Genomic DNA, 24,660 nt, shown 5'->3' on the forward strand with positions numbered 1-24,660 from the left:
TCAGACGGGCGCCGGCCGCCGTCGCTGGGGCGACCGGGCCGGCGCTTTGCGTCTGACCGAACCGGATGCCGCTGGGGTAGTCTGCGGCACCACGTGCACTCCGATCAAAAGTGTCTCCAAAGAATCGATACGACTGCGAACTTCGCGCGCGTGACCTTCCATCCGGTGCGCCGCGCTGGCCGACTCCTCTGACGCCGCCGCGTTGCGCTGGGTCACCAGGTCGATCGTCGAAATGGCCTTGGTCGCCTGATCGATCGCCGCACGTTCCTCGGTCGCGATTTTCTCGACGGACCGCATCGACTCCCGTAGCCCCGTGGCGTGGTCGACGATGTGAGCCAGTTGATCATCGACCTGCCGGGTGATCGCCGTGCCCTCCGCCACGCTGCGATGCGCATTGTCGATCTTCGCCCGGGTGGAGTTGGCCGAGGCCACACTCTTTTGCGCGAGCGTGCGCACTTCCTCTGCCACGATCGCAAACCCGGCTCCGGCTTCGCCTGCCCGCGCGGCTTCCACCGCGGCGTTGAGCGCCAACAGGTTGGTCTGGAACGCGATCTCCTCGATCTCCTTCACGATTTTGCCGATGTCGGAACTGGAAGCTTCGATGCCCTCCATCGCCCGACGCATCTGCGACATCGATTGCGCTCCGGCCGCGGCGGCTTGATGCGTTTGCTGCGAAAGGGTCTGCACTTGGTCGACGTGGCCCACGCTGTCGTTGGCCATGCCGCGGATCTGCTCCAAGGTGGCGTGCAGCTGTTCCACGCTGGCAGCCTGTTCGGAACAGCCGTCAGCCAGTTCGGTGCTCGCCCGCGCCACGAAGTCGGAGATCTCCTGCCCTTCGTTTGAGCTGCGTTCGAGGTCGCGGGACGCCTCCCGGATCGAACGATCGATGCGCCGCACGATCAAAAAGCCGCCGACCGCGAAACCACACACGGCCAACAACACCAATCCGATCTCGCGTATCATGCCGTTGCGGGTGGCGGCTCGTTTGGCCGCGGTGAAAGAGGCAACGTCCTGCAGGATAAAATCGCGATACTGCGGAAACGCCTCGTTGAAAGCGACCACCTCGGCCGCCACGTCCCGCACCAATTTGGGCGCGAAGGTCTTCTTCTCACCGTTGGCACTGAAGCCACCGGCGCGCACCTGCTCAGTCGCAGCCACGATCGTGGCCAAGTGAGCATTGTCGACCAAGTCGCGCAGCTCATCGAGCCCGTCTTCTTCCGCCATCATGGCGATGCGGTCGATCATCGGGCGGCTGTCGTTGAGGAAGATTTCAAACCGCGTCGTCACCATCTCGGTGACCGCGCCGGACTCCAGGGCGTAGTTCAGCAACCCCGAGTGCCTATCCATCATCAGCTGCATTTGCATGACCAGATCGGCCACCGTGATCTTGCGCACCAACTCCGCGTCCTGGGTCTCCGTCGCGAGCTGCGGAATCATGCTGAGCAGGCGCTTGATCTCGTCGTTGTAGAGCAAGGTGGTGGGCCAGGGGTCGGCGTCCTCCACGAGGGACCGATGGCGGATGGGTTCGAGCCGCTCCGCAAAATTGAGCTCCGTCGTCATCAGCTTACGAAACCGCGCGGTGTGCTCCTGCAACTGCATCGAATCGACCAGCGCGTGGGTCTCCGCGATAACGGCTTCGGTCTGCGCAATGAGTTCCCGGTAGCGCGCCCGACCTTCCTCCAACTTGCCCTTCTCGCCGTGCATGGTGGAAGCCGCCCACACCCCGCCACTCTCCTGCGTGAGGGTATCGCCGAGCCGGATCATCTGCGCGAGAAACGCCCCCACCCGATCGAAGTTGGCCAGACTGCGCTGCTCCTGCGCCCGCTCAAACACCAACACCCCGCCGAGCACCAGACAGACGGCGATGGCGAAAACGTTCAGGGCAACGATCTTGGCCTTGATGGACATGACGGGAGACGGGGTCGAGGGTCGAAAGCGAGGCGGAGCTCCACCGTGGCGGCGGCACGCGCTCCACCTGGCTTATCGGCTCACTGCCTCGCCGACCTAAGTAATTCCCCCTGTTTGCAACGCGGTTGCACCCCCACGTGGACCTACCCATGCTCCCGGTCGCCTCGCCATGCCTGACGATACACCCATCGACGACCTCGGAGCCGCCGCCACTCCGCCCGCCGGTCAAACCAGCGCCCGCCGCCCGAAAGGGGTGCTCGACGCCGCCCGGTTACAAGTCGCTCCCACCCTCCTCGGCACCCGCCTCGCCAAACCCTGGCAACGGGCCGCGGCCATGGCGATCGACCTCGTGGTCATCGCGTGCCTCTCGCTCCTGTCCCACCCCGTGCTCGGTCTGCTCACCGGCGCGACCTTTGCGGTGCTGGGCACCCGCCGCGAGAGCGACGCCAAGACTTGGGCCATCCTGCGCTGGGGACTCATCGCGCTCGGGGCCATCGTGATCGTGCTCTCCGGCGCCCTGCTCGCCGGCAAACCACTGGTGCGCTCCGGCGCCTTCAACCTCGCCGCCGAAAGAGAAGCACCCGATCTGTCGCCGGTTTATTTGCCCGCCGCTCCCTCGTCCGCCGACCTGCGCGATGCGGTGCGACGACTCGATGCGCAGGTCGACTACCTGAAGCAGGAAAACGCCGCGCTGCGCGACGAGATCCGCGGCAACTCGTGGCTGCGTCTCGCCGCCGACACCTCCCGCACCATGGGCTTCACCTTCGGCTGGGCCGGCGTCTATTTCACCCTCACCACCCTGCTGCTGCGTGGCCGCACGGTCGGAAAGCTGATCCTGCGCACCCGCGTAGTGCGCCTCGATGGCCAGCGCCTCACCGGCATGGACGCCTTCATCCGCAATGGTGGTTACGCCGCCGGCCTCGCCACCGGCCTCATCGGTTTTGCCCGCCTGCTCTGGGATCCCAATCGCCAAGCCATCCAGGACCGCATCGCCGGCACTGTGGTCATCCGCCCGGAGTGATCGCCCAAAACAAAAACCGCCGCCGGGCGAAACCCGACGGCGGCGATGGCTACGGTCTACATTACCTATGAAGCAAAAGCTCGGGAGGTGAGGCGCGCGCTACGCGGTGCGGCGCGCACGCGACCTCACATCGGCGGCAGAATCACAGTGTCGATGATGTGGATGACACCATTGGAGCTCTGCCAATCGACGCCGGTGACGTTGGCGGTTTCGATCATCACGCCGCCGTCGGTGCTGAGCGTGGCATCGTCACCGTTGGCCATGCTCACCTCGCCCGCGGCGACGGCGGAGGATTCGACCTTGGTGCCACTGATCACGTGGTAGAGCAGGATGTCGCGCAGGGTCGGAATGTTCTCTTCCTGCAGCAGACTCTCGACTGTGCCTTCCGGCAGCTTGGCAAAGGCTGCATCGGTGGGCGCAAAGAGCGTAAACGGACCCGCGCCATTCAACGTGTCGACCAGATCCGCGGCGGTCACCGCGGCCACGAGGGTCTCGAAGTTGCCCTGAGCGACGAGGTTCTCGACGATGGTCTGACCTGACGGCGCTTCACCCGGGAGGATGACCTCATCGATCACGTGAATCGTGCCGTTGGTGCCCATCCAATCGACCTCGATGATGTTGGCGTTGTCGATCATCGCGCCGTTCTCGGTGGAGAGACTGGCGGGCACGCCGTTGGCCATCATGAGCGGACCGGTGGCGACCGCCGACGCCGGAATTTCCTGACCGGAAACGACGTGATAGAGCAGAATGTTGGTGAGCGCCGGGATGTCGTTGAGCAGGCCTTCCACGGTGCCGGCCGGCAGCTTGGCAAACGCCTCATCCGTCGGCGCAAAGAGCGTGAACGGACCCGCGCCGGAGAGCACGGTGTCGAGACCCGCCGCCTGCACGGCGGCCACGAGCGTGGTGAACTCACCAGCCGCCACGAGGTTGGCCGGAATGTTTTTCTCTTCGATGAAGAAGGTTTCGAGCAAGCCGTTGGCCGGCGTGTCATGACCGTGCAGGTGCACCGTGTAAGCGCCGGGCACCATCATGGCCAACATGGCGCTTTCGTTTTCATCGGTGGGCGCGTAACCGGAGGCGCGAATCGCGTAAGACTGGCCGCCCGTCATCCAGTTGTCGTTTTCGCCCATGAGGGTGGCGCCAGCGTAAACGCTGATCGCCGGGTCCGTGACCACATTGGTCAGGCCGAAGTCGGCCAGCGTCGGACCGAGACCGCGGAAGAGCACCGGCACGTAATCATCGGCCGGACCTTCCACCACGACGCCGGAGATCATCGTGTTTTCGCCGGTGCCTGCGAGGCCGCGGGTGGAGACGTTGGTGGCTTCGACGGAGGAAGCATGGTTATCAGCGAGGAGGGGGGAGGCCGAAAGCAGCACTCCGGTGAGGAGGGTAGTTGTGAATTTCATGGTTTGGGTGGTTCAAGGGTAAACAAAACCTTCACAAAAGATAGCGCCTGGCGCATTTTTGTTTAGCTTTTGTTGAGCCTAACCGGACCAGCCCACCGCCGATGGGTTCCTCTTTTCACTCTAAAAGCCCGATTTTCCGCTCCGCACACGAAATCGCGCTGGCCCCCCTCCTTGTTGAGCTTTTGTTAGCTTTTACTGTGACGTCCGACCTTCACGTTCCGATCCGTATTGCCGCCGAACGCAGCGGCCTCACTCCCCAGCGCATTCGCATGTGGGAGAAGCGGCACGGCATTCTGGCGACCCACCGCAGTGCGACCAACCGGCGCCAGTTTACGGAGGCAGAGGTCGAGTATCTGGCGCTCCTGCAGCAGGCCACCACCGCTGGCCATCGCATCGGCGATCTCGCTGCCCTGTCCATGGAGGAAATCCGCCACCTCCTGGCCAGCCCCTCCACCCCTGCGCCGACCTTTGCGGGCGCCACCAACCACGTCGATGAAGCTATCGAAGCGGTGCGGGCGCTCAATGAAACCGAGCTGCTTCGGATCGTCGATGAGGTGCACCGGGAGGAAGGCCACCAAGCATTGCTGCAACACTTTGCTGCGCCGCTGCTCGAGCGCATCGGACACGAATGGGTGGCCGGCTCGCTGCGCACCCTGCACGAACACTTCGCCACCGCCGCGCTGCGCAACGTGCTGCTGCAAGGCGTCCGTCCCTACGCTCCCGGGGTCGACGATCCCGGACTGCTGTGCGCCACGCCGGTCGGCCAACTACACGAAATGGGCGCGGTCCTGACCGCCGCCGCCGCCGGCAACCAAGGATGGCGGGTGTTATATCTTGGGGCCAATCTGCCAGCGCTGGAGATCGCAGCCGCCGCACGGCAAACCTCGGCCCGGGCGGTGGCGCTAAGCATCGTGCACCCCGCCGATGATCCGCGCCTGCCCGGCGAGCTACTGGCCCTGCGCGAAGCCCTGCCGCTGCCCACGGCCATCATCGTCGGCGGTCGCAGCGCCTCATACTATCGCGCCACGCTGGACCGCATCGCGGCCTTCACGCCCTCCGGGTTGCCGGACCTCATCACTCAGCTGCAAAAGCTGCGCGGGTAACCAAACGGCAGACCCGCGACTTGCGAGCCGACGACCGCCCCCTTGGACTTCTGGCCGTGCGCCGTATCGCCCCATTTCTTTGTCTTCACCTCGTCCTCGCGTGGTGGAGTCCCGTGCCCGCGCAGGAGGTGCAGCGCCACGGCGTCGTGTTTGAAGCGTGGATACGCGACACGTTCTTCGATGGCTACGAGCCGGAAAGCTACACGCAGAAATGGGACATTCCGGCGACCGCCAACCTCCGTCACGGCGGCCTGCCGGTTAATCCCAAGGCAACCAAATATCGCACCGCCGTTGGGCTCGGTGATGCGCTGCGCCAATACGACATCGACCAACCCTTCATCCTACTGGTCGGCTTCTGGGAACAGGACGGCGACGTGAAGCGATTCGTGAACATCACGCCGGTGACCATCCACCCGGAGACCTGGCGCATGATGTGGGGACCGGTGACGCGGTCCGACCTCGAGGAACTTGATGCGCTGATCAAAAACCGCGACCTCGACTATCGCGAAGTCCGGGAGCGGGCGCAGGCGATGAAGCGGGCCCCGCCCTTCAGTGAGTCGCTCATCGTGCTCAACCCCAAGATCGGCTCGGGGCCGCGCGGCCAACGGCGCCTGCAATGCAGCCTGCGTTTCGACCACCTCTTCGATCTGCTCGCCAGCCACGCCGATCGCACCCCCAGCGACCACCCCACCCTCTGGGGCAAGCCCTTTCCCGGCCCCGTCCGCTCGGCTCCCCGATCCTAAGGGGTCAATCTTATAATCTTGAATCGCCGCCCCACCTACAGTGCAACCGCCTGGCCGGACGCCGAAGCCCGGTAAATCGCATCGATGAGCACCATGTCGCGCCGGCCCATCGCCGCCGGCACGATGTCTTCGCCGTCGGTGAGAATCGCCGCCGCAAACGCATCCATTTGGTGCGCCTGTTGGTTGAAGCCATCCATCGACGCCAGGGTCTCGCCGTCGAGCTCCATCCGCAGACGGTCGTAGGAGAACGCGGGTTGGAGTCGCAGCGCTTGATTGGCCGCGGTGGCGGCAAAATGGTTGGAGCCCTCGACGCCGCTCGACGTGCCTTCGAGCTTCGAACCGTCCGCCCACTCGAAGGTCCAGTTGATCGTCTCTTCGACCTCGCTGAAGTATTCAGGCCGGGTCTTGGGCGGCTCACTCGCCGTGACCGCCATGGGCATCTCCCCGCCCTTGGCCATGAGCGCGGATTGGATGACATAGATGCCGGTGTTGGGCAGCTGCCCACCACCCGCCAGCGCCTTGTTCACCCGCCAATCGTAACCCGTCCCCATGCGGTAGCCAAACCCGCCCTGCATCGCGATCGGACCGCCCCAGGCCGCCTCCGCCGCGAGCGCTTTGACGCGTTGGTGATAGGGATGGAAATGCAGCCGGTAACCCATCGACAGCCGCACACCCGCCTCCTCGCACGCCGCGATCATGCGGTCGCATTCCGCGACCGACGTAGCCATGGGTTTTTCGCAGATCACGTGTTTGCCCGACGCAGCCCCGGCCAGCACATCCCGCTCGTGCAGCCCCGGCGGGGTCACGCTGTAAACGATGTCGATATCAGGGTTATCCGCGATGCGGTGCATCGTATCATAATCGTAGATACTCGACTCGGGAAACCCATAGTCCCGCGCCCAACGACGTCCCTTGCCGTGCGGGTCACCCGTCACCACGCCGCGCAGTTCGCAAAAGCGCGTCTCTCGCAGGGCCGGCCCCAGTTGCCCGGTGGAATAGCCGCCCAACCCGATGAGCGCGACGCCTAGTTTACGCCGACCAGCCAAGACGTCCTGCGCATACAGTCTCCTGCTCAGTCCGAGCCCCAAACCCACCCCTCCGATCAGACTCTGAGCAAGAAAACGACGACGCGAAGACAGGGGAGGAGCGGGGTAAGCGTTCATGGTGACTCACGATGCCCAAAGCTCGCCGGAGCGCAAATCCACCACCCAGCTCCGCGTCGTGAGCCCAAACTGCGTAATAGACCCCAGCCATTTGCGTAATTTCTCCACTTACTAAATGCCCCACGACTCATATAGGGTCTTCACCGTGGTTCGGATCACTGGCCTGGTGCCGTTGCGACGGCGCCGATCCGGCACCACTCCCCCCTCTTTTACTTGTAATGACTCGAATCTTGCCCACGCGAAACTGGTTCCGCCGGAGCCGGTGTCTCTTGCTGCTCGGCCTGACCGCCGCCGCCGCGAGTCTCCGTGCGCAGGAGATCACCCCTTCGCTGGATCAAGCCAACGCCACTCGGATCGCGCGCAGCACCGCCGAGTTTTGGCTCCTCGCCTCCGAAAACCCGGACATCCCGCTCGCCTACGACATCGAGTGCGACGTGACCTACTACAACCCGGCTTGGAACCTCATGTGGGTCCAAAGCGGCCCGACCGGCGAATACGCCATTCCGGGCTCACAGCCGCGAACCATCCGCTCCGGCGACCGCGTCCGCTTTCGCGGCACCATGCCCCCTCCCGTCACCAATTTTGATCTCTCCACCGCCACCACTGAGGTGATCGGCCCGTCCCGTGCACCGGTCCTGCCCCTGCCCGCCCCCAGTCTGGAAAACCGTCACCTGCGCAACCACCTCGTCAGCTTCGAAGCCTGGGTCGACAAGCAGTCCCCCATCGACGACGAATTCATGCGGCTCACCTTCTCGTATCTCGGCGCGACGATCAACGCCACGGTCAGCCTGCAGGCAGCCGACTATCCGTTGCCGGTGTTGGTGGACCGTCGCGTGCGGGTGCAAGGCGTCTTCGCGCCGCGCATTGATCCCACCGGAGCCAACAGCGAGCTGCAGGTGATGATCCCCGGCCTCGCGCAAATCACCACGGTGGGTTGGGTCGGAGACGATCCGCGTTTCGAGGTCCCCATCCGAGCAATCGCGGATCTGCCCAACCTGCCCGTCGGCACCGCGGTGCGCCTCGAGGGAGAAATGATCCACCAAAACACGGGGCGTTCGCTCACCGTTCGCGACGACTCCGGTCAGATCACGCTCGAGTCCGCACAGCTCCGTTATTTGCGGAGGCAGGACCCGATCGCGTTGGTGGGCGAGGTGGTTGAATCGGAAGGTCAACACACCCTGCAGCACGTCATGTTTAGACGCGGCTTCGCACCGTTGTCGTCCGATCAGCAAGCCGCTCACCCGGAGCACGCCCGTCGCCTGCTCAATCTGGCCGCCCGCGTGCGGGAATTACCGGAAGCGGAACTCACCCACGGCCACCAAGCGAATTTGCGAGGCGTCGTCAGCTGGAGCCACCCCAACGTCGCCCACTACTTCCTGCAGGATGCCAGCGGCGGCCTGCAAATCCTCCGCGGCCCGGGCAATCCATTCTATGCCCCCGGCACCAACTTGGAAGTTCGCGGAGAAGTGCAGCCGGGCGACTTTGCTCCGGTGCTCGCCGAACAAGACGTTGAGGACGTGGGCGCCATGGCCTACCCCCAGCCCCGCGAACTCAGCCTCGAGGACGCCCTCTCCGGAGCTCACGACGCCCAGTGGGCCTCCCTGCGTGGATACGTGTATGCGGTGTCCCGGGATGACGGAATTTGCACCCTGCACGCATCAACGCCGCACGGCGACTTCGCCGTCCACATGGTTTCCCCCCGTCCCCGTCGCGACTTGTTGCACGCCGTGATCGAAGCCCAAGGCGTGCTTCAAGCGATCGCCTCACCGGACCGCCAACTGACCGGCGTGCAGCTCTGGGTGCCCGAGCCGCACTTGCTCAAGAATCTCGACGCTGCGCCCGCCGACCCGTTCGACCCACCCACCCTCTCCATCGCCCGCCTCGGTCGCTTCAATCCCGGCGCGGATATGTCCAACTTCGTCAACGTCACCGGCACGGTCCTCGCCCACCTCCCGAACGGTTGGCTCTACCTCTCCGACGGCGACGCCGTCATCCGCGTGCACACCCGCGAGACCCTCACCTTCCCTCGTGGTCGCCGGCTCGAAGTCGCCGGTCGCCTCGGTCGTGACCACGGCGATGTGGTTCTACGCGAAGCCCTGCTTCGCCCTCTGGGGGTCGGCGAACTCCCGGCCGCCTGCGCCCTCCCAAGCGAGCCCTCCGAACTGACCCGTTTCGAAGGTCGCCTCGTGCAACTGCACGGCACGGTGCTCACCGCGGCCTCGGCCCGCGACTACGTGCGCCTGACCGTCGCCCAAGGCCCCTTGGTGCTCGATGCGCAACTGAAGTTTCACCCCGCCGACCGCCCCAGCGACATCGATGCCTGGACCCAACCTGGTGCCCACGTCGAACTCACCGGTGTCCTCCTGCCGGCCGCCACCGAAGCCCGCACCTCGAGCCTCGCCCTGCGCCTCTCCGAACCCGCCGACATCGTCCTGCGCCAGACCGCCCCTTGGCTCACCACCAACCGGCTCACCAACATCGCACTCTCCTTGGTGATCGTGCTGGGCCTCGGCATCCTCTGGGTGCGCGTGCTGCGCCGCCGCGTGCGATCCCAAACCTTCCGCATCAAAGAACAGATCGAACGCGAGTCCCACCTCAACGAGGAGCTGCAAAAGGCCACCCGCCTCGAATCTCTCGGCCTGCTCGCCGGCGGCATCGCCCACGACTTCAACAACCTGCTCACCGTCGTCCTCGGCAACCTTTCCCTGCTGCGCCTCGACATCCCCCGAGGCAGCGACGCCGACGACAATCTCAGCGAAGCCGAACGCGCCATCAGCCGTGCCCAACAGCTCACTTTGCAGCTGCTCACCTTCGCCAAAGGCGGCACCCCCGTGCGCCACGCCGAAGCCTTGCCCGACATCGTGAGTGAGGTCACCCAATTCGCCCTGCACGGCACCAGCGTGCGCTGCGACCTCCAGGTGGCCGACAAGCTTTGGCCGGCACACGTCGACAAGGGCCAGATCTCCCAAGTGGTGCAGAACCTCACCATCAACGCCGTCCAAGCCATGCCGCGCGGCGGTCGCTTGGAAGTCAGTCTCGCCAACGCCGGTCCGGACACCCCGCGCCCGCCCACCGTGTTCCCACAGCCCTACGTGCGTTTGCGCATCACCGACAGCGGCATGGGCATCCCCGCCAACCAACTGCCGCGCATCTTCGATCCCTACTTTTCCACCAAGTCCGACGGCCACGGCCTCGGTCTCGCGACCGTCTACTCCATCGTGCGCAAACACCACGGCGACATCGAAGTGGAGTCGGTCGAGGGCTTGGGCACCACCTTCACCATCTGGCTTCCCGCCGCCGTCCAGACGCCCACCGCCGACGAAACTTTGACCAACGACTCCGCCATGCCTTCCGCATCCATTCCGCCCGAAACCCGCATTCTCCTCATGGACGACGAGCCCAGCATTCGCACCGTCGCCTCCCGCATTCTGCAGCATCTCGGTTATCACCCCGAGGCCGTCGTCGATGGCGACGAAGCCATCACCGCCTTCCGCACCGCTCAAGCCGAGGGCAAACCCTTCGCCGCGGTCGTGCTCGACCTCACTATTCGCGGAGGCAAGGGCGGCCTGGAAACCCTCGCCGCCCTGCGCAGCCTCGATCCCGCCGTGAAGGCCGTCGTCTCCAGCGGATACTCTTCCGATCCCGCCGCCGCATCCTACCGCGACCTCGGTTTCGATGACCGCATCCCCAAGCCCTACGAGATCGCCACCATCGACCGCGTCCTGCGCAAGGTGCTGGAGGCCTCCGAGCCGGCGGTCACCGCCAGTCCGGCCTGAGATGCGCTCCGCCACCGGGCGACCAACCGCCACGCGCTTTGTGTCGCCGCCTCGCACTCGCCGTGCAAGCTGGCGCGATGATGCGCGCGACTCGACTGCACGGCCCCCAAGACCTCCGCCACGATTCGGTGCCCGCCGCAGGCGAGCCCAGCCCCGCCACCGTGCGACTGCGCATCGATGCCGTCGGCGTTTGCGGGTCCGACCTGCACCTGTATGAGACTGGCAGCATCGGCGGCCGCGTCGCCGACGAACCCTTCATCCTCGGTCACGAATTTGCCGGCACCATCGATGCCGTGGGAGCCGATCCGCGCACCGCTGACGGTCAAACCCTCTCCATCGGGCAACGGGTCGCCGTCGATCCCGCCGTGCCCTGCGGTCAGTGTGAGTGTTGTCGTGAGGGTAACCCCAACCTTTGCCCGCATCACCACTTCTTCGGCGTGCCGCCCGACGCCGGCGCCCTCCGCGAATTTGCGGTGGTCCCCGCCCGCAACTGCTGGGTGCTGCCCGACGCCACCTCGGCCGCTGTCGGCGCGCTGCTCGAACCGCTCGGTGTGGCCATGCACGCCACCGATCTCGCCAAACTACGCATCGGACAAAGTGTGGCGATCTTCGGTGCCGGGCCGATCGGGCTGCTCATTCTGAGTCTCGCCCGCCGCAGCGGCGCGGATCCCATCTGCGTTTTCGAGCCGGTCCCTGAACGCCGCGCCAAAGCCCGCGAACTCGGCGCCACCCATGCGTGGGACGTGCCGACCGACGCCACCGACGCCGCGGTGCTGCAACCCCTGCGCGAAGCCACCGCGGGCCGCGGAGTCGACGTCGCCATCGAAGCCGCCGACGCCCACCGTTCCGTCGACCTCAGTTTTGGCGCCGCAAGACCCGGAGGCCGCGCCGTTCTGGTCGGAATTCCGGCCGACGATCGCACTCATTTCAGCCACGCCGTGCCGCGCCGCAAAGGCCTCACGGTGCGTTTCGCCCGGCGCATGAAACACACCTACCCGCGCGCCCTCGCCCTGGCTCAGGACCCTGACTTCGCCGCGATGCTGGAGGGCCTGATCACCCACCGTTTCCCCCTCGCCGAAACCGCCGCCGCCTACGACCTCGTGCACCGCCAAGCCGACGGCGTCATCAAAGCGATCATCGAATAACGGCCGGAGAGAGAACTCCCACCGCCACGAGCAACGGCACCATCAATATCATGAATTTGCCGCCTCACGCCTCCAACCGATCGCGCACGGCTTGGAGCACGGTTTCGCGGCGCACGGGTTTGGGCAGGAAGAGGTTCATGCCGGCCTGCGTCGCCCGCTCCCGCGTCTCTTTAAACACGTTGGCGCTCAAGCCGATCACCCACGGTTGCGTCGGGGTGCCCTCCACCCGCTGACGCAACCAGCGCGTCACTTCGATGCCGTCGCGACCAGGCATCTCCACGTCCATGAAGATCACGTCGTAGCGATTGCGCTCCAACAGTTCGCAGGCTTCGTCGCCGTCGCACGCAAAGGCGATCTGTTGGTAGCCGCCCATTTCCAGCATGAGCCCCACAACACGGCGATTGGTCGGGTTGTCATCGACGACCAGGATGCTGGCCGGGTCACTCGGTTCCGCTTCAGGCTCGGCTTCGGCAGCGTCGTGGACCCCATCCATCGGATCCACCGCCTCCGGCGCGGTGAGACAAAACTCAAACGTCGACCCTTGCCCTTCCACACTCTGCACTTCGATGCCTCCACCCAAAGCTTCGCAAAGTCGCCGGCAAATCGCGAGGCCCAGGCCGGTGCCACCGTAGTTGCGGGTGGTGGAGGAGTCGACCTGACTGAAGGGCTTAAACAGGCGATCCAAGCTGTCTGCTGCGATGCCGATCCCCGTATCGATCACGCGCCCGATGAGGCGATCGGGTGACTGGTAATCGAGCTCGACCTGCACGCTGCCCTTGGCGGTGAACTTGACCGCGTTGCCCACCAGATTGAGCAGGATTTGCCGCAGGCGGGCGCGGTCGCAGCGCACAAAGGGCGGCAGGGGGCCGACCACCTCCACCTTGAGCGCGAGGTCTTTGCCTTCGAGCCGCGAGCGCATCATGTCGACGACGTCGGCCGCGACCATGCGAGGGTCCACCGGCTCGACGGAAAGCTCCAGTCGGCCCGCCTCGATTTTCGAAATGTCGAGCACGTCGTTGATCACTTCGAGCAGGCCTTCACCGGAGCTTTCAATCATGCGCACGTAGCGCTCCTGCGCGCCATCGAGCTCCGTCTCCCGCAACAGGCTGGTGAAGCCGATCACCGCATTCATGGGCGTGCGGATTTCGTGACTCATGACCGCGAGAAAATCGCTCTTCGCGCGGTCGGCACTCTCCGCTGTTTCCTTGGCCTGCCGCAGCTCGGCTTCGGAGTGTTTAAACTCGGTGATTTCCACCGCCGATACGATCACTTCGGTCACGGCTCCCTCCGAGTATCGCGGCTGCAGTTGAGCCACATACCAAAGTTCATTGGCCGCATCAAAACCCTCGTAGGTTGCGGCCTGCCCCGACCACGCTTGCTCATAGGCTGCGCGCACGACCGTCACTTGATCCGCCGGCAGGAAGTCCTCGAGGGCCTTGCCTTCCACCGCCTCAGCACTCCAACCCAGACGCAGCGCCAGCGCGCCGCGACAAAGCGTATGCACAAAGCGACCCTGCTCCCGCCGGAAACACAGGATCATGCCCTGCTGCAGTTCCAAGGTCTGCTCGTAGTAGCGGGTGAGATCCTGCAGGCGGCTCTCCGCGTCATGCCGGATCTTTTCGTTCGCGGCCGTAAGCTCCTCGGACACCACCTCCAGCGTGCGCTCCACAAATTCCCGCTCCTGATCGGCCTGCACATACGCCGCATCCACGGCTTCCAGAAAGTCCGCCAACGGACCGGAGGTGACATCCAGGCCGACGAGTTTTTTGCGGATCTGGCGAGCGAGCAAGGGGTGCATGACTGAGCGGACGAGAGAGGTTTTGAAAAAGTGGGACAGCGACCTGAAGCCTTCAGTCCGTCCGTTCTCCCAACAGGGTGTAGGTGAGGGTTTGATTATGGAGGTGGCAATCGCGCGTAAAGCCGCGCGGACCCAACTCACCATACGAATAAAAACCGGTCGCCGCACGGACTCCTCCGACGGCCTGCAGCATCGCTTCCAATTCCTCCTCCGTGCGCTGGTCGAGCAACAAACGACGCCCCACACAGCTCACGATGAAAGCCAACTCCGCCTGCTGGGGCGATGGATGTCTGGCTTCCCCCTCGCCCGCCTGTTCCGCCGCCCGAATCAGTCGCTCCACCGTAAGTTTCGTCAGTTGCACCGACGCGCCCTGCGGCACCCGTCCGGCAAAGGTCACCGATTGCTCGACTTCATCCACGGCCAAAATTGTGCGCACCACACTGGGGGCGTTGCCATCCTCGGAGAGCAACTCGAGCGGAAACAGCAGGCCGGTCGCCGGCAGCCCGCTGGCCCGGTCACCGAGGTAGGTTTTGTAGAGGCTCAGTGCCGGCTTCCCATCGAGTTCGTATAACACATTGCCCCGCGAGCGCGTGACCCGCCGACGTGGACCAAATTGACTCCAGCCCGCCCCCGAGCCCCAACTCACCTCCAGATCGGCGCCATACAGGCCGATCGCAACGACCTTGTCGGCCGCCACCGCCGTGCCCGAGACGACCAAGGTTTCCGCAAACCGAGTGCCGTCCCCCGCCAGGCCGCCCGTCGCGGTCACGCCCTCCGGCAAGCCCTCGCGCAAACCGTCACTCAAGGCAGCCCCATCCACGTGCAGCCCCTCGCTCACGACCAGGACATGCCGCAATTCCGGCCCCGCCAACGTCTCGGCCAACCGACGCCCAATCCCCGCGCTTTCATGTGAGTCCGCGACGGTTTCCACCGCCACCTGCACGCGAGTGGTGGCAAATTCGATCACCGTCGCCACCGCCACCTCATCGCTGATGGTGGCACCCGCGATCTGTCCGGCCGTGCTGCAGCCCACAATTTCCGCCGCCGGAGCTCGCGCCTGCAGCTCGCTCAACAAGCCCGCGTCTTCCCGCAAAGCCTGCCCGCTGGCGAAAACCAAAACCAATTGCGCGCGCGCGAGCTCGGGCCCCGCCGGCGTCCATACGCCGTCTCGGCGCAACAAGGTCGTGGTCTTCATGAACAGTCACTCATCGGCCTAAGCAGGGCTGGCTGAAGTCCCAAAGCCCATCGCCGCCTTCAGCCAGCTCCAGGCTTTGTTGATGCCGATCGGCTGCACGCCGCGACTCAGTTCATACGTCGCGGCCAGCTCCTCCTCATGCGTGCGGTAGCGCGGCGGCAGCACCAGGATCTCGCCGCGCGCATCGGTCACATTGGAGAAAAAGGCACCGCGCCCCACTGCCAGCGTGGCGGGATTCGGCACCGGCGTGCGCCGCTCCGGGAAGACCAGCCACGGCCGGTAAACAAACTCCAACGAACCCGTCTCCTTCTTCATCAAACGACCGTAGGTGCGCTGCGGCGCGCCGCCCAACCCCGTGCCGGCAAACACCTTGTTGGCATCCGGCGCGATACGGAAACGCCCCTTGCGCCCCGTGAAATAGTCCCAGCAGAAGATGCTGCTGAACACCGACAGGCGGAAGGACCAGCCCGCCACAAAATACGCGATCACGATCACCACCAGCGAGAGCCCCGCCCCGATCCACGGATCCATCTGCCCGGCAAACACCAGCAAACCGAGCAAGGCCGTGCGACCGGCCTTGAGCGCCGCGTCGATCGCGCCCCACGGGCTCAGCAGGATCAGGCCGTTGATAGCGTGGGAGCCCATGAACACCACCAGGTAGATGGCCAGTCCCGCCGGCACCGTGATGATGTTGAGGAACCACGACCAATCGATCGCCGCCAAATGCAGCATGCCCACGCCACCCAGATCCACCGTGTGCGCCACCGCGGAAGCGTCCCCGCCGTTGATGATCATCTTTGAAAGCATCGACATCGTGAAGGGCACCACCGCGCCCGCCGCGACCAAACCCGTAGCCTTGTTCTCAATCGTCTCGAGCACGTCGAACGGCTTCTTCCAGCCCGGCGGCAGCGCCGCACCGGCCGCATCCTTGAGCGCGACCGCGCCCACCAAACCGAGCGCCGGCAGCCAAAAACTCATCTGCGCAAACCACGGCAGGTCGGCCCGACCCGCCTCGCCCGCCTGAAACCACAGATAAGCCCCATACGCCCCCGTGCCCAGCAGGGGCGAAATCGCGATGCCCGTCACTGCCGTGATCGCCGCCGCGACATGGCCGGCCGGAGAGTGATCCGAACCAACGACCGTCTCGGCCTCCGTCGCTCCCCACAACGGGAGCACGATGACAGACAACAGGAACAATAGGGCGACAACCGGAGCGAAGCGTTTCATGGCGGTAAACAGGAGCAGCGAAGTTGCGCCAAGGCATAGGCCCGTCCCCGGACTTTGCAGCCGAAAACTTGCATTTGGGTGCATCCACTTACGGAGGCCGCCACCGCCCTGCTCAGCCGTAACGCACCCCTAGCTGAGCACACCAGTCGAGCATCGCCGCCAGGTTGCCCCGGGTGTCGGCCCAGGGGCAGGCCGGCACTTCGCGTTGCCCAGCCCGCACGGCGGCGGCAAACGCATCCGCCTCGTAGGCATAAAGATCCCGATCCGGCGTGACGGTGATGTGCTCGGGCGCGCCCGCACCATCCGCCCACACCTCCAGCACCGTCGGCTCCGGTTCATGGTGCACCACAAAAGGCGACGGCACCACGATACGGCCCTTACTGCCGTAGACGCGCACCACGTTTTCCTGCGTCACATCCGTGCCGCAGGACAACTCCGCCGTCATCCCGCCGGCAAACTGCGCCACCGCGCTCGACCGCACGTCGGTCCCCGTTTCCGGATGCACGACCCCCACCGCATGCAGCGCCACCGGCTCGGCAAAGGCCGTGCCCTGCGCCACTCCCGCCAGCAGCCGCGCGTAGGACAGCGGGTATCCGCCCACGTCGAGAATTCCACCGCCGCCGAGGGCCTTGTTCCACAAGCGACCCGCCGCATCAAAAGGTGCATTAAAACTGAACGCCGACTGCACGTGGCGCAGCTCGCCGATCGTGCCCGCGCGCACCAGCTCGACCAGGCGGGCCGTCTGCGGGTGGCAGCGATACATCCATGCTTCCATCAGGGTGCGGTCATGCGTCGCCGCCGCGGCCTGCATGCGCTCGACCTCGGCCAGACTCATGCCTATCGGCTTCTCGCAGAGCACGTGTTTGCCCGCGGCCAGCGCCGCGACCACGGCATCCTCGTGAAACGGGTGCGGCGTCGCCACATACACCGCTTCCACCGCGGCATCCGCCAGCAGGGCCTCCCGACTGCCGTGGGCGTGCGCGGGATCGATCCCGTGCTCCGCCGCGAAGCGTTGCGCGGCGGCCTCGTCCCGACTGCCCACGGCCACGAGTTGGCCGGTCTGGGCAGAGCGTAGTCCACGAGCAAATACACCGGCAATGTGCCCGGTGGCGAGAATGCCCCAACGCAGGGGTGGAAGTGTAGCAGCGGAATCGGTCATCGGTCGAATGGGTAAAACAAGCTTTCGCCTCCGGGTCCCGTAAAATCCCGGGCCTCAGCTCCAACCGCCGACTCGCCAAAAAACGAGTTCACAAGTGCGGCCCCGGTGCTAAGCGTTTTTGCCAACGACCCTCGTTACCGCCTGTCGCGCTGTTGTTTAAATGAAGGACCTGTTCCACTGGCTCGATCTCCACCCCGTGTTCTACACCACCGCGGGAGGCTGCGCATTGGCCGCGATGCTGGTGGTTTGGGCGGCGGTGGGTTTACGGACACCGGACGCGGCGGGCGAGCCACGTCGCTGGCGACGCTCCGGCTTGGCCTGGCTCGGCTGGGCCGGTGGTTTTACCCTCCTGCTCTTCGCCTGGCGATGGCCCCTGCTGCTGGACTCATTCCCACTGAATCCCGATGAGGCCGGCTTTGTCGCCAGCGCTATGAAGGTGCTGCACGACCCGGTGTTCTTCCGTTCGATCGACAACACCACCTCCGGTCCACTTGCCTCCCTGCCGCTCGCGCTGGCTTTCGCGCTCGGGCTCCCGGCCGATTACTTCACCGCGCGCTTCGTGGCGATTCTGCTGGTGGCGGGAGCATTGGCGTTCAGCACCCAAGCCATGCGACGCCTGGCGGGACCGCGCGCCACCGTCATCGGCCTACTGCCGGCTTGGCTGCTGTTCACCCTCGGGCAGGACTGGGACTTCACTCACTACAGCTCTGAAGTCCTTCCGCTGTTCCTGATGGGCTTGGTGGTCTGGGGTGTGGTGCGCGCAGCCGACCGCGGCTTTGGCGGGATGATTTGGGGCGTTGCCGGGTTCAGCCTGGGTTGCCTGCCCTGGGCCAAATTGCAATCGGCCCCCATCGCCCTCACGCTCGGCCTGTGGGCCACCGGATGGACCTTGTTTCGCCCCGATCGCTCCTGGACCCAACGCGGCCGCAGCGTCGGCCTTCTGGCTCTCGCCACGATCGCCCCGACCGCCCTGCTGCTCGCCGGTTATGCGCTCTCGGGCGAGCTGAACAACTGGTGGCAGGCCTACGTGCTCAACAACATCATCTACGCCGGCGGCATCCCGGGCGACACCGGGGTGGAGAACATCCTCAAGAGCGCATCCTACACCTATAACCTGCATAGCTTTCTCTTCGTCAGCGTCGCCTTGGTTTCCATCGGACTGAGCTGGACCCGCCATCCCCATCGCCAACCCGGCTTCTGGCTGGGCGCGCTCACCACGGTCTCTTCGGCCTATGCCATCATGGTGCCCGGTCGCGGATTTCAGCACTACGCGCTGTTTTTTATCCTGCCCACCGCCTGGTTGAGCTGCGCCCTGCTCGGCCATTGGCTGGACCGCTCCACGGCACCGCGCCGCAACGCCCTCGCCCTGCTCAGCTTGGTCTGCGTCGTGGCCGCCCTGCCCATTATCACCCGCGCCTCCCACCTGTATCCGCCCGAGTTGGGCCAGGCGTTGAACAACTGGCGCTTCCCCCACACGCAAATCGCGGAGGTCCTCCGCCACCTGCGCCAACCCCAGGACACGCTCTCGGTCTGGGGCTGGGATCCCAACCTCTACGTGCAATCCGGCCTGCCGCCCGCCACGCGTGACGTGCACACGGAGAGGCACATCAACAAGCACCCCATGCGCGAGGGCTTCTACTTGGCGCTCTACCTGCAGGAACTGCAGCGCTACCAACCGGCCTTCTTTGTCGACGCGGTCGGGGCCAACGCCTTCCAGTTCAGCAACCGGCGCGAAGAGGGGCATGAGACCGTGCCCATCGTGCGCGACTACATCGCGGCAAACTACACCTATGTCGGCGATTTTTCACCCTGGCGCCTCTACCTGCGCAAGGACCGCGCCGCCGATCGCAGCGCCGTGCTGGATGCCCTGGCCTACTCGGTGCGGCGTCTCCCGCCCCTAGCCGATCAGCCCCGACCCGAGGTGCAGATCGGCCTCCTCCCGAACGTCCCGCGCCGCAACGTCGAGGGCAAGGAGGTGAGCATCATGGAACCGCCTCTCTCCATCGACCTGTTCCTGCAAGGCAACGAACAGAGTGTAATCTTCGAATACGGCTACGACCCGCGGGCCTACGAACGCGACGACCAGGGTGATGGCTCCACCTTCGTGCTCTCGATCCGCTACCCCGACGGTTTCGTCCGGGAATTCTGGCGACACCACCTGGACCCCTCCCACCTGCCGCGCCATCGGGGACGGCAGGAATCGGAGGTGCCATTGCCGCTGATTCCCTCCGGTTGCCATCTGGTTGTGCAAACCACCCGCGGCCCCTACGGCGACGGGGCGTGGGACTGGCCTTGGGTGGCCAATTTCCGCTTCCGGCGCGGGCCACTGATCAGCGCCGAGTTTATCGATTTTTCCCAGCGCTGACTAAGTAACGGCGACCGCGAGCGCGGTCGCCGTCCGTTGGAATTACTTCAGACCCGCCGCGGCGGCGATGTCGTCCCAGGCGTAGAACTGGAAGGTCTTGTCCGTCGACATGGCCACAAACAACCCACCGGGATAACCCGGCAAAGCGACCGCCGTCACGTCACTGCCGTCGCTCTCATCGGTGCTCAAGGTCACCGCCGTGACAAACTGGTGATCATACGGATCGCTCGCCGTGCCTTCGCGGGTGAAGATGCGGAAGGTATTGGCCTGCTGGTCGGACACCAGGATGTAGCCGGTGCCGGGACCGGTCGGATAAATCGAGATGCCTTCGTGGTCGCGGGCAAAACCGGTGAGGCCGAACTCCGCGAGCTGGTCCTCCGCGTCCTCCGCCAGCGGATCGGCGGCGTATTGGCGAATCCCATACGTCTCGTCGGAATAGTAGATGAAGCCCAGCTCGTTATCGACCGCGATGGCCTCCACCTCCTTGCGCCCGCTCCACTCACCGAAGGCCCGGGTGAAGAGGCCGCGCAGCACGCCGGTTCCGTCGTCGACCAACCGATACTGATGCAGGTAACCGGCCGTCGGCGCGCCAAAGTCCGAGCGACTGACCACCGCAAAAAGCGCCCCATCGGTCGGGCGGGTGTAGAGCGCGATGCCCATCGGGTCGCGGGCGCGCTCGCCCTCAAACACCGGAATGCCGCCACCGTCGACCGGCGCCATGTCAGGCAGTCGATAGACGCGCAGACGGTGCGCCAGGCGTTCGGTCACGACCGCAACGTCGATCTTTTCGCCCCCGACCATCACGCCGTAGGCGATGTCGACATTGTTGGGCCGGGCGAGCCCGCGCACCGAGAGGTCCTTGCGCTCGACACCGTCGAGGCCGAAGACCAGCAGAGCACCGTCCGCCTTCTTGTCGGTGCCGACGACGAGGCTTTGCGCCGGATCGGTCGGATGCACCCAGATGGCAGGATCATCAGTGTCGTGTTTGGCAAACGTGGAAACCACGCGCGGCGCCACCGGCGTCGCAGCTGTAACCAGCGAGGTGATACCGACAAAAACAGCGGCACCAAAGAAGAGAGCATTACGAAGAGATGCAGACATAAGAGAAAAGGGGCGGCGGGTGGGCCACGGACGCAGACAAGGGGTGGCACCCTGCGGTGCCGCCCCGTCTACGATACACAACTATGGACTAACTACAGACCGAAGCGGTCAAAGGTTCAGAGGCTCCAGCGCACGCCGAAGTTGGCGGTCCAGTCGTATTCTTCCCACTGGCCGAGGCGATCGCCGCCGCCGTTGGGCGACTTGAAGAACACGCGGAAGGGTTCGTTGGTGATGTTGGCCCACTCGCCAAAGATTTCCCAATTGTGGTTCACGCGGTAACGCACGGTGAGGTCGAGCTGGGTGGCATCGTCAACCCAGACATCCTCGTAGATGTCGCCGCCGAACTCCTCGTCTTCACGCAGACGCTCGCTGCGGTGATTGAGCGCGAGGCGGGCGAAGAAGCCCTTGCGCTCGTAGGTCAGCGCCAGGTTGCCGACGAGGTCGGAGTTGCCGATGAAGTCCAGGGTCTCGCCCGGGCGGGTCGGGTAGGTCGCCTCAGAGTCGGCAAAGGTGACGTTGGCCATCACGCCAAAACCGTCGAACGGCGCCGCCAGCATCGTGAGCTGCTGCTGGTAAGCGAGCTCGAGACCGCGAATCTCGCCGGAGCTACCGTTGGCAAAGGTGGTGAGTTCGTAGTCCGGCAACGGGGCATAACCGCCGTCGACTTCATACTCGTAGGAGAAGTTTTTGATGTCCTTGTAGAACACGCTGGCCGACATCACGCCGAGCGACGGCAGGTAGTATTCCACCGAGGCATCCCAGTTGGTCGACTCGAGGGCCTCGAGGGCCGGGTTGCCGAGGAACACTTCCTCGTCATCGTGATTGATCGCGATGCGAGCCGCGCTGCTGCCAAAGGAAGGACGCGAGAGCGAATTGGAGAAGGAGGCACGCAGCACAATGCTGTCACTCAGATCGTGGCGGAGGTAAACGCCCGGCAGCCAGTTGGTGTAGCTGCGGGAGAAACGCTCGTTGCCGAGAACGACCTCGTTCTCGAGATCAACCTGCTTGCCGGTCGAGTCGAACTTCGTGCGCTCCACGCGGACACCGGCCGTATAGGTGGTGCGACCGATCGTGGTGCTGCCCATCACGTAACCCGCGAGCACGTCCTCATTGGACACCCAGTCGTCGAGCTCACTGTCTTCAAAAACACGCTCGGCGTCAAAAGAGGACAGGTTGGGGAAGAACGCTTCAGCCGCCGCCGCACGATCAATGCGGGGGACATCAAAACCAAACGGGTAATCACCGATTTCGCCCGCCAAGTTGGCGAAGCTGAAGGAATCCGGGCCGTCGGAATATTCAAACACCTCGACTTCGGAGGTCTTCTCTTTGCTGCGGAAAGCGCCACCAAACTTCACGAAAGACGGCGCGTCGCCGCCAAAGTCGTAACGGGCATTGAGCAAGGCATCGAACTCGGTCTCGTCACCAGCATCGCTGGTGAACTCCACGCGCTGCAGCTCGTAGGAAGCAGGGTTCTCAATCGAGGCGCCGGCGAGCTGGCTGATCCTCAGATCGTAAGCATTGCTGAAATCATAGGTGAACACTCCGTCACGGGTGTTGCGGCGGAAACGGTATTGCGTCTCGTCCGGGCTCTCTTCGTGGCCCTTCGAGTAACCAAGTTTGCCGTCGATCGTCCAAGCGCTGTTGCGAAAATCGAACCCGGCGGAAACCGCCTGCAGGTCCTGATCCTTCACGCGGTCGCGCAGGTCGCGACGGAAGCGGCGCAGGTCTTCGATCGTGGCGGAATTGGCGTCGAGCGCCACGAGGTCACCCTCGGTGAAATCGATCACCGTGCGATAGCGCTGCTCGGTGTCCTTGAAACGGTTGTAGTTGCCGCGCACATACCAATCGAGGTTCTCATTCGGACGCCCCTCGATCGCGGCGGAGACGCCGTAACGCTCACGCTCGATGACGTAGTCGCGATAGTTCATCGCTTCGAGGAAGTAGTAGTCATTGCCGTCGGTCGGGGACTCCTCTTCGCTCCAGCCATCGTTCTCGTAGTTGTAGGAGCCGAACTTGCGCACCTGCCAGGTCGGGGCGATGAGCAGGCCGAGTTTGCCGTCTTCCGTGACGGTGGAGAACTTGCCGTTGAACTTGTAGCCGGTCTTGCCGGAGAGCGCGGAGTAGATGCCCTGCGCCTTGAACGAAGCATGCATGCCGTCGTGATCGAAGGCGCTCTTGGACTTGATGTTCACCGTGCCACCGATGCCTTCACCATCCATGTCGGGGGTCGGGACCTTGGTCACCTCGACGCTGTCCATCGCGTCGGCCGGGATGACGTCGAGCGCGATGCCGCGGTCGCCTTCCTCCGGGCTGGCGAGTTTCACGCCGTCGAGCTGCACGTTGTTGAGCGCGTAGTTGATGCCGCGCACCACGATGTAACGCCCTTCGCCTTGGTCACGGTAGAGCGACAGGCCCGGCACGCGCTGCAGCGCCTCGGCGGCGTTTTGATCGGGGAAACTGCCGATGGCGTCGGAGGCCACGATGTTGCTCAGCGTATCCGCCGCACGCTGGGCGTTGATCGCACGGGCCGTGCCGACCACGGCGCCTTGGATGACCATCGCTTCCATCTCGAGCACCTCGAACGCGGCATCGAGGCGAGTCACGCCCGTGGAGCTCACCTCCACGGCGGACTCCATTTCATCATAGCCCACGTAGGAGAAGCGCAGCGTCTGGCTGCCTGCTTCAACGTTGGGCACGGTGTAACGGCCATCCGAGCCGGTAAAGGTGGTGGCGGCGGTGCCCGCCACTTGGACGCGCACGCCCTCGAGGGCGAGGCCAGTGTTGGCGTCGATCACGCGACCGCTCACGGTGCCCAAGGCTTGGGCCAGCAGCGTCGCGGCAGAACCGAGAGCAAGAAGAAGGGTGCAGAGAATGCGTTTCATAGGGCGCAGGTGTAAGGTGGCCTCTCGGTTCACCTCCCTGCCCGCTCCGGTCAATCGACCACACCGCCCGTCACCAGAACTTCACCCTCCCGCCAGCCTGCCGTAACCTACGTGTCGACCAGGTGACGGCGTCACCCGTTTGTCACCGTTCCGCAACGACGACCGTGACCTGCGTCTTCACCGAATTCGCGATAAAACAGGCCTCGTGCGCCCGGTGGTGCAGCTCGCGCTCGACCTCCACGCTCGGACTTTCTCCCTCGTAACTGACTTCCGGATACAGCGTGACCGTCTCGACCCAATACCGCCCCTGCGTATCCCGCGCCATCACGCCCACCGCCCGATCACGATAAGCGGTCACCTCGAGCCCGGCCTTGGCCGCCAGCGCCAACCACCAGAGCATGTGACAACTGGAGATCGACGCCACAAACGCTTCCTCGGGATCGACGTGCGCCGGATTGCTCCACGGCGCCGGCACCACCGACGGGGCCGGCGAGGCCGGCACGGTCAGGCCGCCGTCAAACGTCCAGGTGTGCTCCCGCGAATAACGCCCCTGGGAAAACGCGGCCCCGTCCGGCCGCTGCCATGCAATGATCGCGAGGTGTTCTGCCATGTTGCAGGGGCTAACGGCCGCCACCGCCGTTGCGCAAGCTCGCGCGAGCATGACGTTG

At 64.8% G+C, this 24,660-nt stretch carries 16 protein-coding genes; 6 read left to right on the forward strand and 10 right to left on the reverse strand.

Annotation, left to right across the window (positions count from 1 at the left end):
* Positions 1–1,908: a methyl-accepting chemotaxis protein gene (locus K1X11_RS12780; protein WP_221032779.1), complete on the reverse strand. Its 1,908-nt coding sequence runs from the start codon at positions 1,906–1,908 to the stop codon at positions 1–3.
* A gap of 169 nt (positions 1,909–2,077) precedes the next feature.
* Here K1X11_RS12780 and K1X11_RS12785 point away from each other — a divergent pair, with 169 nt between their 5' ends.
* Positions 2,078–2,929, forward strand: a complete 852-nt coding sequence (locus tag K1X11_RS12785) for an RDD family protein (RefSeq protein WP_221032778.1) — start codon at positions 2,078–2,080, stop codon at positions 2,927–2,929.
* A 125-nt stretch (positions 2,930–3,054) separates the two neighbouring features.
* Here the strand turns inward: K1X11_RS12785 and K1X11_RS12790 are convergent, their stop codons facing one another.
* Positions 3,055–4,335, reverse strand: a complete 1,281-nt coding sequence (locus K1X11_RS12790; RefSeq protein WP_221032777.1) for a fasciclin domain-containing protein — start codon at positions 4,333–4,335, stop codon at positions 3,055–3,057.
* Positions 4,336–4,532: 197 nt separating this feature from the next.
* On the opposite strand from K1X11_RS12790, the gene K1X11_RS12795 reads away from it, so the two are divergent.
* Positions 4,533–5,438, forward strand: coding sequence for a MerR family transcriptional regulator (locus tag K1X11_RS12795; protein ID WP_221032776.1), 906 nt, complete (start codon positions 4,533–4,535; stop codon positions 5,436–5,438).
* Between the two features lie 56 nt (positions 5,439–5,494).
* Entirely contained in the window at positions 5,495–6,181 is a 687-nt protein-coding gene (locus tag K1X11_RS12800; RefSeq protein WP_221032775.1) for a hypothetical protein, read from the forward strand.
* 35 nt (positions 6,182–6,216) lie between these two features.
* Here K1X11_RS12800 and K1X11_RS12805 read toward each other — a convergent pair whose 3' ends face one another.
* Positions 6,217–7,344, reverse strand: a complete 1,128-nt coding sequence (locus tag K1X11_RS12805) for a Gfo/Idh/MocA family protein (RefSeq protein ID WP_221032774.1) — start codon at positions 7,342–7,344, stop codon at positions 6,217–6,219.
* A 218-nt stretch (positions 7,345–7,562) separates the two neighbouring features.
* Here K1X11_RS12805 and K1X11_RS12810 point away from each other — a divergent pair, with 218 nt between their 5' ends.
* Entirely contained in the window at positions 7,563–11,120 is a 3,558-nt protein-coding gene (locus tag K1X11_RS12810; RefSeq protein ID WP_221032773.1) for an ATP-binding protein, read from the forward strand.
* Positions 11,121–11,197: 77 nt separating this feature from the next.
* Positions 11,198–12,265, forward strand: coding sequence for an alcohol dehydrogenase catalytic domain-containing protein (locus tag K1X11_RS12815; protein ID WP_221032772.1), 1,068 nt, complete (start codon positions 11,198–11,200; stop codon positions 12,263–12,265).
* A 64-nt stretch (positions 12,266–12,329) separates the two neighbouring features.
* On the opposite strand, the gene K1X11_RS12820 is transcribed toward K1X11_RS12815, so the two are convergent.
* From K1X11_RS12820 to K1X11_RS12835, 4 genes are all read right to left on the reverse strand, one after another.
* Entirely contained in the window at positions 12,330–14,063 is a 1,734-nt protein-coding gene (locus K1X11_RS12820; protein WP_221032771.1) for an ATP-binding protein, read from the reverse strand.
* A 52-nt stretch (positions 14,064–14,115) separates the two neighbouring features.
* Positions 14,116–15,258 (reverse strand): FIST signal transduction protein, encoded by a 1,143-nt coding sequence (locus tag K1X11_RS12825; protein WP_221032770.1) that lies wholly within the window; start codon positions 15,256–15,258, stop codon positions 14,116–14,118.
* Between the two features lie 18 nt (positions 15,259–15,276).
* Positions 15,277–16,485 carry a hypothetical protein gene (locus K1X11_RS12830; RefSeq protein WP_221032769.1) on the reverse strand — a complete coding sequence of 403 codons (1,209 nt, stop codon included), beginning with the start codon at positions 16,483–16,485 and terminating at the stop codon, positions 15,277–15,279.
* A 112-nt stretch (positions 16,486–16,597) separates the two neighbouring features.
* Entirely contained in the window at positions 16,598–17,644 is a 1,047-nt protein-coding gene (locus K1X11_RS12835) for a Gfo/Idh/MocA family protein (RefSeq protein WP_221032768.1), read from the reverse strand.
* A gap of 160 nt (positions 17,645–17,804) precedes the next feature.
* On the opposite strand from K1X11_RS12835, the gene K1X11_RS12840 reads away from it, so the two are divergent.
* The gene (locus K1X11_RS12840; RefSeq protein WP_221032767.1) at positions 17,805–20,009 is read left to right on the forward strand and encodes a hypothetical protein; all 2,205 of its coding nucleotides are present in this window, start codon (positions 17,805–17,807) and stop codon (positions 20,007–20,009) included.
* 42 nt (positions 20,010–20,051) lie between these two features.
* Here the strand turns inward: K1X11_RS12840 and K1X11_RS12845 are convergent, their stop codons facing one another.
* The 3 genes from K1X11_RS12845 to K1X11_RS12855 all read right to left on the reverse strand — a co-directional run bounded on the left by K1X11_RS12845 (position 20,052) and on the right by K1X11_RS12855 (position 24,602).
* Entirely contained in the window at positions 20,052–21,110 is a 1,059-nt protein-coding gene (locus tag K1X11_RS12845; protein ID WP_221032766.1) for a phytase, read from the reverse strand.
* A 116-nt stretch (positions 21,111–21,226) separates the two neighbouring features.
* Complete coding sequence (locus K1X11_RS12850) at positions 21,227–23,992, reverse strand: TonB-dependent receptor (RefSeq protein WP_221032765.1); 2,766 nt, start codon at positions 23,990–23,992, stop codon at positions 21,227–21,229.
* A gap of 142 nt (positions 23,993–24,134) precedes the next feature.
* Positions 24,135–24,602 (reverse strand): OsmC family protein, encoded by a 468-nt coding sequence (locus K1X11_RS12855; protein ID WP_221032764.1) that lies wholly within the window; start codon positions 24,600–24,602, stop codon positions 24,135–24,137.
* Between the last annotated feature and the right edge of the window lie 58 nt (positions 24,603–24,660).

The organism is Actomonas aquatica, assembly GCF_019679435.2.
Taxonomy (GTDB): domain Bacteria; phylum Verrucomicrobiota; class Verrucomicrobiia; order Opitutales; family Opitutaceae; genus Actomonas; species Actomonas aquatica.